Origin of the sequence: Billgrantia antri, from assembly GCF_019430905.1 — a bacterium.
Taxonomy (GTDB): Bacteria; Pseudomonadota; Gammaproteobacteria; order Pseudomonadales; family Halomonadaceae; genus Halomonas; species Halomonas antri.
This window is the reverse complement of the sequence record NZ_JAHYCA010000003.1, coordinates 622,079-636,323: the sequence shown is the minus strand read 5'-3', so window position 1 is coordinate 636,323 and position 14,245 is coordinate 622,079. Positions and strand designations below refer to the sequence as shown.

General features: G+C 65.9%; 12 protein-coding genes and 1 pseudogene. 9 read left to right on the top strand and 4 right to left on the bottom strand.

The window, feature by feature from the left end; genetic code table 11:
• Positions 1-7: 7 nt before the first annotated feature.
• The 3 genes from cobO (at position 8) to KPL81_RS10950 (ending at position 3,082) form a co-directional block, all read left to right on the top strand.
• Complete coding sequence (gene cobO, locus KPL81_RS10960; RefSeq protein ID WP_219792034.1) at positions 8-613, top strand: cob(I)yrinic acid a,c-diamide adenosyltransferase; 606 nt, start codon at positions 8-10, stop codon at positions 611-613.
• 298 nt (positions 614-911) lie between these two features.
• A complete protein-coding gene (gene bluB, locus KPL81_RS10955; RefSeq protein ID WP_219792032.1) occupies positions 912-1,643 on the top strand; it encodes a 5,6-dimethylbenzimidazole synthase in 732 nt (243 codons plus the stop codon).
• On the top strand, positions 1,631-3,082 hold the full coding sequence (locus tag KPL81_RS10950; protein ID WP_219792030.1) for a cobyric acid synthase: 1,452 nt from the start codon (positions 1,631-1,633) through the stop codon (positions 3,080-3,082). Before bluB ends, KPL81_RS10950 begins: the two co-directional genes overlap by 13 nt.
• Positions 3,083-3,159: 77 nt before the next feature.
• Here KPL81_RS10950 and nadE read toward each other — a convergent pair whose 3' ends face one another.
• From nadE to KPL81_RS10935, 3 genes and pseudogenes are all read right to left on the bottom strand, one after another.
• The gene (nadE, locus tag KPL81_RS10945) at positions 3,160-4,431 is read right to left on the bottom strand and encodes an ammonia-dependent NAD(+) synthetase (protein ID WP_338035607.1); all 1,272 of its coding nucleotides are present in this window, start codon (positions 4,429-4,431) and stop codon (positions 3,160-3,162) included.
• Between the two features lie 2 nt (positions 4,432-4,433).
• Positions 4,434-4,499, bottom strand: a pseudogene (locus KPL81_RS20840) (hypothetical protein); the annotation flags it as partial.
• A gap of 65 nt (positions 4,500-4,564) precedes the next feature.
• Positions 4,565-5,341 (bottom strand): glycerophosphoryl diester phosphodiesterase, encoded by a 777-nt coding sequence (locus tag KPL81_RS10935; protein WP_219792028.1) that lies wholly within the window; start codon positions 5,339-5,341, stop codon positions 4,565-4,567.
• 135 nt (positions 5,342-5,476) lie between these two features.
• On the opposite strand from KPL81_RS10935, the gene KPL81_RS10930 reads away from it, so the two are divergent.
• Both KPL81_RS10930 and KPL81_RS10925 read left to right on the top strand, forming a co-directional pair.
• A complete protein-coding gene (locus tag KPL81_RS10930) occupies positions 5,477-6,037 on the top strand; it encodes a hypothetical protein (protein WP_219792026.1) in 561 nt (186 codons plus the stop codon).
• A gap of 86 nt (positions 6,038-6,123) precedes the next feature.
• The gene (locus tag KPL81_RS10925; protein ID WP_219792024.1) at positions 6,124-7,101 is read left to right on the top strand and encodes an NADPH:quinone reductase; all 978 of its coding nucleotides are present in this window, start codon (positions 6,124-6,126) and stop codon (positions 7,099-7,101) included.
• Positions 7,102-7,167: 66 nt separating this feature from the next.
• On the opposite strand, the gene KPL81_RS10920 is transcribed toward KPL81_RS10925, so the two are convergent.
• Positions 7,168-8,094 carry a MurR/RpiR family transcriptional regulator gene (locus KPL81_RS10920; RefSeq protein WP_338035606.1) on the bottom strand — a complete coding sequence of 309 codons (927 nt, stop codon included), beginning with the start codon at positions 8,092-8,094 and terminating at the stop codon, positions 7,168-7,170.
• A 284-nt stretch (positions 8,095-8,378) separates the two neighbouring features.
• Between KPL81_RS10920 and KPL81_RS10915 the strand changes: the two genes are divergently transcribed.
• The 4 genes from KPL81_RS10915 to KPL81_RS10900 all read left to right on the top strand — a co-directional run bounded on the left by KPL81_RS10915 (position 8,379) and on the right by KPL81_RS10900 (position 14,197).
• Entirely contained in the window at positions 8,379-9,173 is a 795-nt protein-coding gene (locus tag KPL81_RS10915; RefSeq protein ID WP_219792020.1) for an enoyl-CoA hydratase/isomerase family protein, read from the top strand.
• A 20-nt stretch (positions 9,174-9,193) separates the two neighbouring features.
• Positions 9,194-11,389 (top strand): acetate--CoA ligase family protein, encoded by a 2,196-nt coding sequence (locus KPL81_RS10910; RefSeq protein ID WP_219792018.1) that lies wholly within the window; start codon positions 9,194-9,196, stop codon positions 11,387-11,389.
• Positions 11,386-12,195 carry an enoyl-CoA hydratase-related protein gene (locus KPL81_RS10905; RefSeq protein WP_219792016.1) on the top strand — a complete coding sequence of 270 codons (810 nt, stop codon included), beginning with the start codon at positions 11,386-11,388 and terminating at the stop codon, positions 12,193-12,195. The genes KPL81_RS10910 and KPL81_RS10905 overlap by 4 nt, the downstream gene beginning before the upstream one ends.
• A 133-nt stretch (positions 12,196-12,328) precedes the next feature.
• Entirely contained in the window at positions 12,329-14,197 is a 1,869-nt protein-coding gene (locus tag KPL81_RS10900) for an SLC13 family permease (protein WP_219792014.1), read from the top strand.
• The last annotated feature ends 48 nt before the right edge of the window (positions 14,198-14,245 follow it).

Below are 14,245 nucleotides of genomic sequence, written 5' to 3'. Positions count from 1 at the left end.
GAGTGCAATGAAAAAGGTCGACCCCCAGCGCCATGCCGAACGCATGGCCCACAAGCAGAAGATCATGAACGAGCGCATCGCCCGCGCCGACAAGGAGCAGGGTGTGCTGCTGGTGCTCACCGGCCCCGGCAAGGGCAAGAGCAGCTCCGGCTTCGGCATGCTGGCACGTGCCTTGGGCCATGGCATGAAAGTGGGCGTGGTGCAGTTCATCAAGGGCAAGTTTCAGACCGGCGAGGAAGCCTTCTTTCGCCAGCAGCCGAACGTCGACTACCACATGATGGGCGAGGGCTACACCTGGGATACCCAGGATCGTGACAAGGACGTCCAAGCCGCCGAGGCCGCCTGGGAGGTGGCACGCGGCATGCTAGTGGATCCTGCGGTCGATCTGGTACTGCTCGACGAGCTAAACATCGCGCTGCGCCACGGCTACCTGGAGCTTGATCGCGTACTTGACGACCTGCAGGTCCGCCCGCCCATGCAGCACGTGGTCGTAACCGGCCGGCACGCCCCGGAGGCGCTGATCGAGCTGGCCGACACCGTCACCGAGATGCGCGTGGTCAAGCACGCGTTCAAGGAGCAGGGGGTCAAGGCGCAGAAGGGCATTGAACTCTAGCTGATGACTCGGCCGGAGCGGATGATGAGCTTCTCCGGCGACAAGCCATCGCGAGGGCGCTGTGAACCCATCCCTGGGCGCTACTTTTGCCCTGCTTCGCTCTCGCATCCTGCTTCGCTAGCAGGACCGGTGCTGGCCATCCATGGCCAGCCCGTTCGGAGCAGTGCTCCTCACCCATGGCAAAAGACCCTCGCTTAGGCTTGTCCCCGGCGCTCATCCTGCCGAGCTCACGCATCATCAGCTTTTCCCTGGCAGTCATCCTGCCGACTCGATCCCTCATGACTTTTTGGAGAGCTGCATGGCAGAACGAAGCGGGCGAGCCGATCACGCCTTTCCCCCGTCACATCGGGAGGGGCTCTACCGGGCCATCCACGAGCGCCGCGACGTACGTGCCCAGTTCCTGCCGGACCCGGTGCCGCCCGAGGTGCTGGCCCGGCTGCTGGACTCCGCACATCATGCGCCGTCGGTGGGCTTCATGCAGCCCTGGGACTTCCTGGTGATCGACAGCCTGGAGGTGCGCGAGCGGGTGCATCGGCTGTTCCTGCGGGAGAACGAGCGGGGAGCGCAGCAGTTTTCCGCTGAGCGGCAGCAGGCTTACCGCCGCCTCAAGCTCGAAGGCATCCTGGAGAGCCCGCTCAACCTCTGCATCACCTGCGACCGCAGCCGTGGCGACGGCCCGGTGCTGGGACGCACCAGCATCGTCGACACGGACCTGTTCAGTACCTGCCTGGCAGTGCAAAACCTGTGGCTGGCGGCCCGCGCCGAGGGCATCGGCGTGGGCTGGGTCAGCATCCTCGATCAGCAAGAGTTGGCGTCGATCCTCGACCTGCCAGAACAGGTCTTCCCGTTGGCGTACCTGTGCCTGGGCTACGTCAGCGAGTTTCTGGAACAGCCCGAGCTGGCCCGCTCCGGGTGGCGTCAGCGCCTGCCCCTCACCGAGCTGGTGCATGGCAATGGTTGGGGGCAGGCGCTGGCGGACGAGGCCCTTCACGAGGCGCTGCGAGAGGTGGCCAGGCCATGCCTACCCTGATGATCCAGGGCACCACTTCGGACGCCGGCAAGAGTACGGTGGTGGCCGGGCTGTGCCGGGTGCTGGCGCGGCACGGGGTATCGGTGGCGCCGTTCAAGCCGCAGAACATGGCGCTCAACAGCGCGGTGACGGTGGACGGCGGCGAGATCGGCCGCTCCACTGCGCTGCAGGCGCTGGCGGCCGGTGTCGAGCCGCATAGCGACATGAACCCGGTGCTGCTCAAGCCGGAGAGCGACCGCGGCGCCCAGGTGATCCTGCGCGGACAGGTACACGGTCACATGGATGCGCTGGACTATCACGCCTACAAGCGCATCGCGCGGGAGAGCGTGCTGGCGGCGTGGCAGGCGCTGTCGGCGCGCTTCGATGTGATCGTCGCCGAGGGGGCGGGCAGCCCGGCGGAGATCAATCTGCGGGCCAACGACATTGCCAACATGGGCTTCGCCGAGATGGTCGACTGCCCGGTGGTGCTGGTCGGCGACATCGACAGCGGCGGCGTCTTCGCCCAACTGGTCGGCACCCTGGAGCTGCTCAGCGAGAGCGAGCGCTCACGTACCCATGGCTTCATCGTCAACCGCTTTCGCGGCGACATCGCCCTGCTCGAGCCGGGCCTTGACTGGCTCAGCGAGTACACCGGCAAGCCGGTGTTCGGCACGCTGCCTTATCTTCAGGGGCTGCTGCTCGACGCCGAGGACAGCATCGGTCGCAGCGGTCGGGTAGGGCCGGGGGCCACGCTCAAGGTTGTGATCCCGGCGCTGCCGCGCATCAGCAACCACAACGACTTCGACCCGTTGCGCCTGCATCCGCGGGTCGACCTGACCTTCGTCGGGCCCGGCCGAGCGATCCCGCCGGCGGATCTGATCATCTTGCCGGGCAGCAAGAGCACCAGAGCCGATCTCGCCTGGCTGCGCGCTCAGGGCTGGGAGGAAGCGATACAGCGCCATCTACGCTACGGCGGCCGTGTGCTCGGCATCTGCGGCGGCTTCCAGATGCTGGGCCGGGAGGTCCACGACCCGGATGGCCTGGAGGGCCCGGCAGGCTCCAGTGATGGACTCGGCCTGCTCGAGTTCGAGACACGCATGGTAGCGGGCAAGCAGCTGCGCAACGTGAATGGGCGCTTGCTAGCCGAGGGCGTAGCGATCAGCGGCTACGAGATTCACAACGGCGTGAGTGAAGGCCCTGACCTGGAGCGGCCTCTGTGTGAGTTGGAGGGAAGGCCCGACGGTGCCGCCAGCGCCGACGGCCAGATCATGGGGACCTACCTGCACGGTCTGTTCGACCGGCCCGAGGCGTGCGCGGCACTGCTGGCCCGCTGCGGGCTCGGTGCGCAGGGTGCCGCGGTGGATTACCAGCTGCATCGCCAGCAGGAACTCGACCGGCTGGCCGACTGCCTGGAAGCGCATCTGGACATGGCGGCCATCGAGCACCTGCTGGAGCTCTGAGAGTATCGTCGGAGCAGCTTGGCTGCCGTGCGGGCCCACACCCTGGTGTCGGCCCGCTTGGTGACAGGCGCAGGGGTTCAGTCCGGGGTGATGGGCAACCGGCGTTTGTGCTCGGTGCGCCGGTAGGTGGTGACGATGGTGTCGAAGGCGCTTGCGGAGACCTCTCGGGCTTCCAGGAAGGCGTCGATCTCCTCGTACGTGACGCCGAGGGCCACCTCGTCGAGCTTCTGCGGCGCCAGCGACTCGAGGTCGGCAGTGGGGGCCTTGTCCACCAGCGCTGCGGGGGCGCCGAGCTGCTGGCCGAGCAGGCGCACCTGGCGCTTGCTCAGACCGGTCAAGGGGGCGACATCGCAGGCGCCATCACCGTACTTGGTAAAGAAGCCCATCAGTGCCTCGGCGGCCTGGTCGGTGCCGATGACCAGGCCGCTGCGGGTGCCGGCCACGGCGTACTGGGCGACCATGCGCTGGCGCGCCTTGATATTGCCCAGCACGAAGTCGCGCTGGTGGGCATCCGTGAACGTCAGCCCTCCGCTCTCCAGCGCCTCCAGCAGGGCGTCGCTGGCGCCCTGGATGTTCACGTCGAGCACTTCATCGGGCTGGATGAAGGCCAGCGCCCTGTCCGCATCGTCGGCATCCTGCTGCACGCCGTAGGGCAGGCGCATGGCAACGAAGGCGGCCTGCTCGCCCTGTTCACGGCGCTTTTCCACGGCGAGCTGTGCCAGGCGACCCGCCACGGTGGAGTCGACACCGCCGCTGATGCCCAGTACCAGTGTCGTCTGACGGCTCTCATGCATGGCGTCGCAGAGAAAATCGCGGCGACGTTCCAGCTCTTGCCGGGGGTCGACCTCCGGGCTGGCCTGTAGTTGCACGCCGATAGCGCGTTGCACGGCCCGGCGTGAGCGTGTCTGCTCTTCGCTCTTCGCCGTGCTCTCTAGGCACAGTCGATGGTAATGGGGCAAGCGCTCCAGGGCATAGTGGGCGGCGGCCAGGCGCACTTCGTTGCGTTCGCCGTCGAAGCGACGCGTTTCGCAATAATGGTGGTGGCCGCCGTTGTGGCAGAAGGCCCAGGCGAAGCAGACCGTGCCGATAGGGGTATCATCGTCGCCGGGGTTGGGGCCGGCGATGCCGGTATTGGCCAGGGCCACGTCGGCATCGTTGTTGTTCAGCGCCCCGGCAGCCATTTCGCTGGCTACGGCCTCGCTGGTCAGCCCGTAGCGTTCAATGGTGTCGAAGCTGACCCCGAGGTAACGATGCTTCGATTGGGGCGAGTAGACGCCGAGGCCGCAGTCGATGCTCTGACCGCGCCTGGCACCCGGGCCAGCTCCGAGACGATTAGCCCGGCGGTACATGACTCGGCGGTGGCAAGCTTGAGTTCGTTGTCGATCAAGTAATCCGTGATTCTGTCGAGCAGTTCCATTGCACGCTCTCCTGTCGTTTCTCTGGCTGCCTACTCAAGCTAGACCACATGAGGCACCGCTGTCCTTATCCGAGCTCTAAGGGGGGCGCTGGAGGCGCGAAGCCCGTGAACAGGGGCGGGTCGTCGCTGATCGCACTGTCGACTCCCCACTCCCAGCGGTTGGCGAAGGCGGCCGGGTCGTTGGGCGTATAGCACAGCAGCCGGTAGCCAGCCGCTTTGATCTCACGAGCGCGGCGGGCAGTGAGCCGGGTCCAGTCCGTGTGAATGCTATAGGCCTCTAGTGCCTCGCAGCGTGAGCGCCATTTCTCGGGTACGCTTTCGGTAAGGACGCCGATGGGCAGCAAGGAGGCGTCGGCGAGGGAACGAGCATGCTGCAGGGCGGGCTGGTCGAAGGAGGAGAGAATCAGCCGTTCCGGCGGCAACGCCTTGAGCAGGCGAGGCACCACTATCTCGGCCAGTTCGGTACCGCTGCGCCTCCGGGTTACCTTGAGCTCCATGTTGACGCCCATGTCCAGTTCCACCAGCAGCGCCAGCATGTCGCTCAGGGTGGCCATGCGTTCGCCACGGAAGTCGTCACTGAACCAGGCGCCGACATCGAGCTTGCGCACCGCGGCGAGATCCAGCGTGGCCAGCCTGCCGTGACCGTCGGAGCAGCGCTTGAGCGTGGCGTCGTGCCAGATCACCGGCGTGCCGTCGCCGAGCAGCTGGACGTCGAGCTCCACCCAGTGAAAGCCGGCGTCATGGGCGGCCCTCACTGCCGAAAGCGTATTCTCCGGCGCGTGGGCGGAGAGCCCGCGATGGGCGATCAGTCTGGGCAATGCAAGAGCGGGAGGCTGTGGCATGTGGAGCTCCGGTGGAGGGCCCTGGCAGGCTAAACGGTGGCGATGACAGGTTGGCGACACCCAGCGCGTGACACGCGTGGAATCGACCGCGACTATGCTAGGCTTGCAGCCTTTGACGATGCAACGAGGCAAGGCATGAAGGTGATGACCCCCGAGCGTGACGAGCAGCGCGATGCCTGGCTCGCCCGTCTGTGCGCCGATATCTATGGTAGGGAAGCGGGGCTGTCGCCGTTGGTCACGTTCACCGGCACGCGGCAATTGCTCTTCGCTCATGAGGCCGCGCGTCTATGGGCGCTGGTGGACGATCAGGGCAGGCCCGGCGCGCTGGCTCTGCTGACGCTCGATGCGTCGGGTTCGGGCATGGCGCTGTGGCTGCACGCCTCGCCTGGCGGCGACCGCGAGAGCCTTCGCCGGTTGATCCGCGAGCTGGCCCAGAAAGCCCCGCTGCGGGTCGATGCGATGGATCAGGACGAAGAAGCGTTCTTTCGCCGCTGTGGTATCAACCGCTGGTTTGCGGCTCCGGGTGGCCGACGCGTCGGTCTCTCTCCCCATCACCCGGCGCAGGGCGTGGGCGAGCTGGAACCGGCGCTGAGCTTCGATGACGAGGCGGTGTTGCGGCGTTTCAAGCACGATCCGCGTTTCTTCGAGCAGGAAAAGCGTCACTTCGTCGACCGGCTGTCGGCCTTCCCCGGCTGAAGACACTGGCGGAAGCCTGTGCTTTACCGTCTGCGTGGACAGCTTTGGTATGAACGCACCTATCATTAGCGGACAAGGAACATGACATGGCCAAGCGTATCCAGTTTTCTCGTACCGGCGGCTCCGAGGTACTCGAACTCGTCGACGTGACGCCGGGCGATCCTGCACCTGGCGAGGTCCGCGTCCGCAACGAGGCCATCGGTCTCAACTTCATCGACATCTACTTCCGCACCGGGCTCTATCCCGTTTCCGGGCTGCCCTCCGGGCTCGGCACCGAAGGGGCCGGGGTGGTTGACGCCGTGGGTGAGGGCGTGAGCCATCTGAAGGAGGGCGACCGAGTCGCCTATGCCCAGGGGCCGCTGGGCGCTTACGCCGAGTACCACGTGCTGCCGGGCGAGAAAGTGGTAGCGCTACCCGACGCGATAACCTCGGAAACTGCCGCCGCCAGCATGCTCAAGGGCCTCACAGTGCAGTACCTGCTGCGTCAGACCGCCCCGCTCGAGGGCGGCGAGACGATCCTGTGGCATGCCGCGGCCGGAGGGGTGGGCTCCATCGCCTGTCAATGGGCCCGTGCCCTGGGCGTGAAGCTGATCGGCACCGTCAGTTCAGAGGAGAAGGCGAAGCTGGCCAAGGCCAACGGTGCCTGGGAAACCATCGACTACACCTGCGAGGACGTGGTCGAGCGGGTGCGCGAGCTGACTAACGGCGAAATGTGCGACGTGGTCTACGACTCGGTGGGCAAGGATACCTGGATCACGTCGCTGGACTGCCTCAAGCCGCGTTCGCTGATGGTCAGTTTCGGCAACGCGTCGGGGCCGGTCGAGGGTGTCAACCTCGGCATACTCAACCAGAAGGGCTCACTGTTCGTGACCCGCCCCAGCCTCAACGGCTATGCCGATACCCGCGAGCGGCTGGAGATGATGTGCAACGACCTGTTCGAGATGCTAGGCAGCGGCAAGGTCAAGGTCGATATCGGCCAGCGCTTCGCCCTGGCCGATGCCGGCAAGGCCCAGGATGCCCTGGCCGGGCGTCGTACCACCGGCTCGACCCTCCTGTTGCCGTAAGCGACAGCGTTTCAGCCAAACACGGCGCCCGCCTCCCTGAGGCGGGCGCCGTCGTTTCGGGCCAGGCTACTCGTTGCTGACGTAGGCGCCCATGGCGCGCATGCGCGACTCGAAGCGTGCCACGTTGTCGACCAGCTCGTCGGGGCCGAAGGCCACGCACTCGGCCAGCAGCACTTCGATCAGCGTGATGGCAGAGAGAATCGAAGGGAAGAAGTGTGGCGTGGCGTTGGCAACGGTGAAGGTCATGGTGGCGCCCGGGACCAGCGGGGAGCGCAGGGTATCGGTGATGACGATGGCCTTGGCCCCGCCCGCGCGGGCGATTTCCAGGGCGCGCATGGTCTCGGCGCAGTAGGGCTCGAAGCCGAAGGCGACCACCACGTCATGCTCGCCATAGGGGGCCAGCTCCGTCAGCAGCCCGCCTTCCTGGCCGCGAATCAACTGGACGTTGGGCATGGCGATGCGTCCCACGTAGGCGAAGTGGTAGGCGCAGGCGAAGGTATCGCGAAAGCCCACCACGGCGATCTTCTCGGCCTCGAGCAGCAGCCTGGCGGCTTCGCGCACCCGGATCTGGTTGTCGGCAGTGAACAGGCGGCCGATATTGTCGAAGGCGGCGTCGCCCACATCGAGAAAGACCTGATCATCGGTCTGGCTGGCCAGGGTACGCAGGTCGCTTGCGCGCCCAGAGAGCTCCACCGGACCGGCCTGCACGGCGGACTGGAACACGTCGCGAAACTGCTCGTAGCTGTCGAAGCCCAGGCGCTTGGCCAGGCGCACCAGGGTCGAGGCGGTTACGCGCGCCGCGGCAGCCGACTTGCGTATCGACTGGAACGCAATCTCGACCGGATGCTCCAGCACGTAGCCGGCGGCAAGCTTCAATTGTGGGCTGAGCTCGGGGTAGGCGGCAGCCAGTTGCTGGTTCACGGCATCGAGCCCCGCTGGCGGGGAATCCTGGCCACTTTCCAGCTCGGCAGTCTGCGGATCATGTTCCAGCACGGCGGTTCTCCTGGTTGGATCATGGCCCAGCAACGGGAGAGGACGGCCGGGGCGAGGCGCATTGTAACGCATGGCAATGGTGAATGAACGAAACGAATGTTTCTAGATTTTTTGTCCAATGGTACATCCGTATTGACGACATGCTGTGCCTTGGCTAGGATGCCGACAAAACAAGCGTACCGCTTGTGTTTTGATAACGACACGTTTGTTTCCATTCGGTGTCGAGCGTGCCGAACGTTATGGAAATCCCAGTCAACGATACGTCGAGAGTGTCCGAACCCGTCATGAGCCCAGCCAGCCCCGAAACCCTAATCATCGATCGCCAGGAGGCGGTCATGGAAATCCGCTTCAACCGGCCGCACCGCCTCAATGCGGTAGTGGAAGCCTTCTATGGGGAGCTGCTCGCTGCTCTGGCCGAGGCCAAGGCCGACCCGGAGGTACGCTGCGTGATCCTCACCGGCGAGGGGCGGGCGTTCTGCGTCGGTGCCGACATGAAGGAGCACGGCGGGGCAAAGCGCACCTTGTACCAGCGTCGCCGGTACTTGCAGCTAGGCAACGACGTTTGCGAGGCGATCCTGCGCCACCCCAAACCGGTCATTGCCGCCGTCAACGGCTATGCCCTGGGGGCCGGGGCGGAAATGGCGGTGGCCTGCGACTTCATCGTGATGGCCGAAGAGGCGCAGATCGGCTTCCCCGAGACCAGTATCGGGACCTGCGTCGGCGGCGGCGTCTCCAAGCTGTTGCCGCAGCTGGTGGGATTGAATATGGCGCGCCAGCTGCTCTACACCGGGCGGCGCATCGACGGGCACGAGGCGGCGCGCATCGGCCTGGCCACCTCCTGCCATGCCGCTGAGCGGCTGATGCAGCAAGCCCATGAGCTGGCCGAAAGCCTTTCCCGGCAGGCGCCGGTATCGATCGCCATGCTCAAGCGGCTGGTCAACCAGGGCAGTGACACCGGACTAGAGAGCCAGCTGCAGCAGGAGCTGGATGCGGTCTTCACCTGCTCCACCACGGCCGACTGGCAGGAGGGGGTCGACGCCTTCGCCGAGAAGCGCACCCCCCGGTTCCAGGGACACTGACAGACTCAAGGATACGAGACATGAACCCGATCGAAGGACATCTTCCGACACGCAGCCCGCTGCACGAGATACTGGCGCCGTCCGGCATCGCCGTGGTCGGTGCTTCGAGCGATCCCACCAAGCGCGGTTACAAGGCAATGGTGGGCCTGATCAAGGACGGCTTCCGTGGCGCTATCTACCCGGTCAACCCCAAGGCCGATCTGATCCTGGGGATCGAGGCCTGGCCCTCGATCGCCGCGATTCCCGGCACTCCTGAGCTGGCGCTGATCTGCACGCCGGCTGCCAGCGTGCCGGGGCTGATTGCCGAGTGTGGCCGCCACGGCATCAAGGGCGCGGTGATACTGGCCAGCGGCTTCGCCGAGACAGGCGCTGAAGGCGCCGAGCTCGAGCGCGAGATGATGGCCCAGGCCGAAGCGCACGGCGTGCGCGTCATCGGACCCAATACCTCTGGGGTGTTCAACCTGCACCATCGCCTCAACCTGCTGGCACTGGACAACGTCAAGTCGGGCGACGTGGGGATCATCTCCCAGTCGGGCAACATGCTGCTGTCACTGGCGCTCGAGGCCCAGTACAACGGCCAGGTCGGTTTCTCCACCTATGTCGGTCCCGGCAACCAGAGCGACATCGGTTTCAACGACTACCTGCGCTATCTGGGCGAGGACGAACACACCCGTGTGGCCACCCTCTACGTGGAGGGCTTTCGCGACGGGCGCAAGTTCCTCGAGGTGGCACGCGACGTCACCGCCATGAAGCCGGTAGTGGTATACAAGTCGGGCTCCACCGAGGCCGGCCAGAAGGCGGCCAGCTCGCATACCGGCGCGCTGGCCGGCAGCTATGCCATGACCGTGGACCTGCTGCGCCAGGCCGGCGTCAGCGTGGTACATCGCTCCGACGAGATCCTGCCGGTGGCCGAGGGGCTCGGCTTGCTGCAGAAGGCGCGCGGCAAGCGGGTGGCGGTGATCTCCGACGGCGGTGGCCAGGCCACCATTGCCTCCGACCGCCTGGCCGAGGCGGGCCTCACGCTGGCCGAGCTCTCCGAGGAGACCCGCCAGAAGCTGCGCGAGGTGCTCTTCCCCCAGGCCTCGACGGTCAACCCGGTGGACGTGGCGGGCTCCACCGACGCCAACCCCTCGCTGCTGGCCACCTGCATGGAGATCGTCGCCGCCGACGACAACGTCGACAGCATCTTTCTCGTCGGCATGTTCGGTGGCTACAGCATTCGCTTCGCCGAATCGCTGCTGGGCGACGAGATGCGCGGCGCCGAGGCGATGGTCGACCTTTCCAAGGCCACCGACAAGCCGCTGGTCATCTACAGCCTCTACACGCCGATCAAGCCGCCTGCCCTGCGCCGGCTGCATGAAGCCGGCATCCCGATCTACTCCTCCATCGAGCAATCGGTACGCGTGCTGCGGGCGCTGGGCGAGCGCGGCGATTACCTCCAGCTCTGTGAACAGTATCCGCGTGAGCCGGCACTCGAGCCGAAACCGGAGCTCGGCGAGACGTTCGCCCGCGCCCGGGCGGAGGGACGCGACCTGTTCGAGTACGAGGCCAAGCAGCTGCTGCGCGAGCACGGCATCGAGGTGCCGCAGGAGAGGGTCGTGCGCAGCGACGCGGAGCTGGCCGAGGCGGTGGCCGCGTTCGGTGAAGCGCCGCTGGCGATGAAGGTGGTGTCCAAGGACATCCTGCACAAGTCGGATGCCGGCGGGGTCAAGCTCAACCTGATGGGCGAGGCCGCGCTGCGTCGCGCGCGCGACGAGATCCTCGCCTCCTGCCGCGCCTACGATGATCAGGCCGAGATCGAGGGCGTGCTGGTCGCGCCGATGGCGAAGAAGGGCGTCGAGGTGATCGTCGGCGTGATTCGCGATCCGATCTTCGGCCCGGTGTTGATGTTCGGCCTGGGCGGGATCTTCGTCGAGATACTGGAGGACGTGGCCTTTCGCTCGATACCTCTGTCGCGCCACGATGCGCGCAGCATGGTGGAGCAGATCAAGGCGCGCAAGGTGCTCGAAGGTGCCCGCGGCGAGCCGGGAATCGACATGGAGGCGCTGGTGGAGCTGTTGCTCACGGTATCGCGCATCGCCGACGCCTATCCCGAGCTCAGCGAGTTGGATCTCAACCCGGTGATTCTCAACGCCGACGGCTATGCCGTGGTGGATGCCCGGGTTATCGTGGAGCGCGAACCCATCGCCAGTCATGACGAGGAGAGCGCGGCATGAGCGAGAGCGTACCCCAGCCCGTCCTGCAGGATGCGCTGCTGACCCTGGAAGAGCGCGTCGCAACCCTGACCCTGGACCGCCACGACGTGCGCAACGCCCTGACCGGAACGGCCCTGGCCGACGACATCGTCGCCGTGGCGGAGTGGGTCAATCGCTGTGACGAGGTCTCGGTGCTGGTCCTCACCGGGGCGGGTTCGGCGTTCTCCGCCGGTGGCAACGTCAAGGACATGGCCAACCGCGGTGGTGATTTCGCCGGCGACGTGGCCGAAGTGGCGGGGCGCTATCGGCGCGGTATCCAGCGCATCCCGCTGGCGCTGCAGGCGGTGGAGGTACCGGTGATCGCCGCGGTCAACGGCCCGGCCATCGGCGCCGGCTTCGATCTGGCCAACATGGCGGATATCCGCATCGCCTCGCGCAAGGCCAAGTTCGGCGAGACCTTCCTCAACCTGGGCATCATCCCCGGCGATGGCGGTGCCTGGTTCATGCAGCGCCTGATCGGCTACCAGCGGGCCTTCGAGCTGACTCTCTCCGGGCGGGTGATCGACGCCGAGGAGGCCAAGGAGTATGGCATCGTGCTCGAGGTTACCGAACCGGAGGCGCTGATGGAGCGGGTAGGCGAAATGACGGCGCGCATCGCCGAGCAGCCACCCAAGGCCACGCGGTTGACCAAGCGGCTGATGAAGATGGCCCAGCGCACCGAGCTCAAGGACTTCCTCGATGTCTGTGCCGTGTTCCAGGGCATGTGTCACAACGAGCCGGAGCATCTAACGGCGGTCAACGCCATGCTCGAGAAGATGGCGAAATAGTCTGCGTTGAGCTCACATGAAACCCGGCTTCGGCCGGGTTTTTTCCTTCTCCCTCGCCCGAAGTGATCGAAAAGGCTGGATTTTTTCTCGTGCGACTGTTGTGCTGAAGCCTGTGCCACGACAGGGAGCGGGTATGGCCGACCATACGCTGGTATTCATCGTGCTGGGACTCACGCTGGCCGCCTTCGTCTGGGGGCGCTTCCGCTACGATCTGGTAGCCCTGTCCGCGCTGCTGGCTTGCGTGATCCTGGGGCTGGTGCCGGGCGAGGAGGCGTTCCATGGCTTCGGTCATCCTGCCGTCATTACCGTGGCGGCGGTGCTGGTGCTCAGTCGCGGTTTCGAGCGCTCCGGCGTGGTCGATGTCATTGCCGAGCAGGTTCTCAAGATCGGCGATCGGCTGTTCCTGCAGCTGGTGGCGCTGACGACCACGGTGGTGGTTCTCTCGGGCTTCATGAACAATGTGGGCGCCCTGGCGCTGCTGCTGCCGGTGGCCATGCGCCTGGCGCGGGAGCACGACACCTCGCCGTCGCTGCTGCTGATGCCGCTGGCCTTTGGCTCGCTGCTCGGTGGCCTGATGACGCTGATCGGCACGCCGCCCAACATCATCATTGCCAGCTATCGCGGCAGCGTGACCGGCGAAACCTTCGGCATGTTCTCGTTCTTTCCCGTAGGGGCCAGCGTGGCCCTGGCGGGGCTTGCGTTCATCGTGCTGCTGGGCTGGCGGCTGGTGCCGAGGCGTGCCGGTAATGCCTCCACCGAGGCCATGTTCGACATCACTCACTACCTGGTCGAAGCCAGGGTAGGCGCGGAATCCAAGGCGCTTGGCTGGACCTTGCGCGAGCTGCACCACGAGCTCGAGGAGCCCGTTCCCGTGCTGGCGGTGCTGCGCGAGGAGCGTCGCTATGCCGGGCACGCCTTTCTTGGCGTATTGAAGGAGGATGACGTACTGCTGGTGGAGGCCGGCCCCGAGGAGATGAAGCTGCTCGAGGACAAGGCCGGCCTGCAGGTGGGGCTCGATCCGCAGGAGGAGAGTGAGGAAGAGGCGCCAGTCCAGGATGAGGGCGGCCAGTTGGAGCGCGACGCCGATCATCAGCAGCAACAGGTGGAGAAGGGAACACCGCGCAAGACGAACGGCTTTGATACCGAGGGGTTGGAGCTGGTCGAGGCGGTGGTGCGCAATGACTCGGTGATGGTCAACCGCACCGTGACCCAACTGCGCCTGCATAACCAGTACGGCATGCATCTGGTGGCCGTGGCCCGCGACGGCAGCCGGCTGCGCCAACGCCTGCGCGATATCCGTTTTCAGCCGGGTGACGTGCTGCTGTTACAGGGCGGCGAAAGCAACCTCAGTGATAGTTTGGCCACGCTGGGCTGCCTGCCGCTGGCGCGGCGCAACATTTCGCTGGGGCAGCCGCGCATGCTGCTGGTGTCGATCGCCATTTTCGCGCTTGCCATCTGCGCCATGTTGTTCGATCTGCTCCCCAATGCCATCGCCCTGGCGCTTGCCGCCGTGGTGTCGCTGCTGGTCGGGGTGCTGCCGCTGCGCGAAGGCTACCAGGCCGTCGATGGACCGGTGATCGTGCTGTTGGCAGCGATGATTCCAGTGGGCACGGCGCTCGAGACCAGTGGCGGCGCGGCGCTGGTCGCCGAGAGCCTGCTGCGCTTGGGCGGCACTTGGCCCGTCGTTTCGATTCTGGTGCTGCTGTTCGTTACCACCATGATGCTATCCGACGTGATCAATAACGCGGCCGCGGCGGTCCTCATGGCACCGATCGCCGTCAGTCTGGCCAACGGTTTCGAGGCTTCCGTCGATCCCTTCCTGATGGCCGTGGCCGTGAGTGCCTCCTGCGCCTTCCTCACCCCCATCGGGCACCAGTCCAATACCCTGGTGATGGGGCCGGGCGGCTATCGCTTCGGCGACTATTGGAAGATGGGCCTGCCGCTCGAGATGGTCGTGATGGCAGTGGCGATACCGATGATCCTGCTGGTTTGGCCGTTGTAGGAGAGGCAACGAAAAACCCCGGCGCTGGGCCGGGGTTGGGTAGGATGG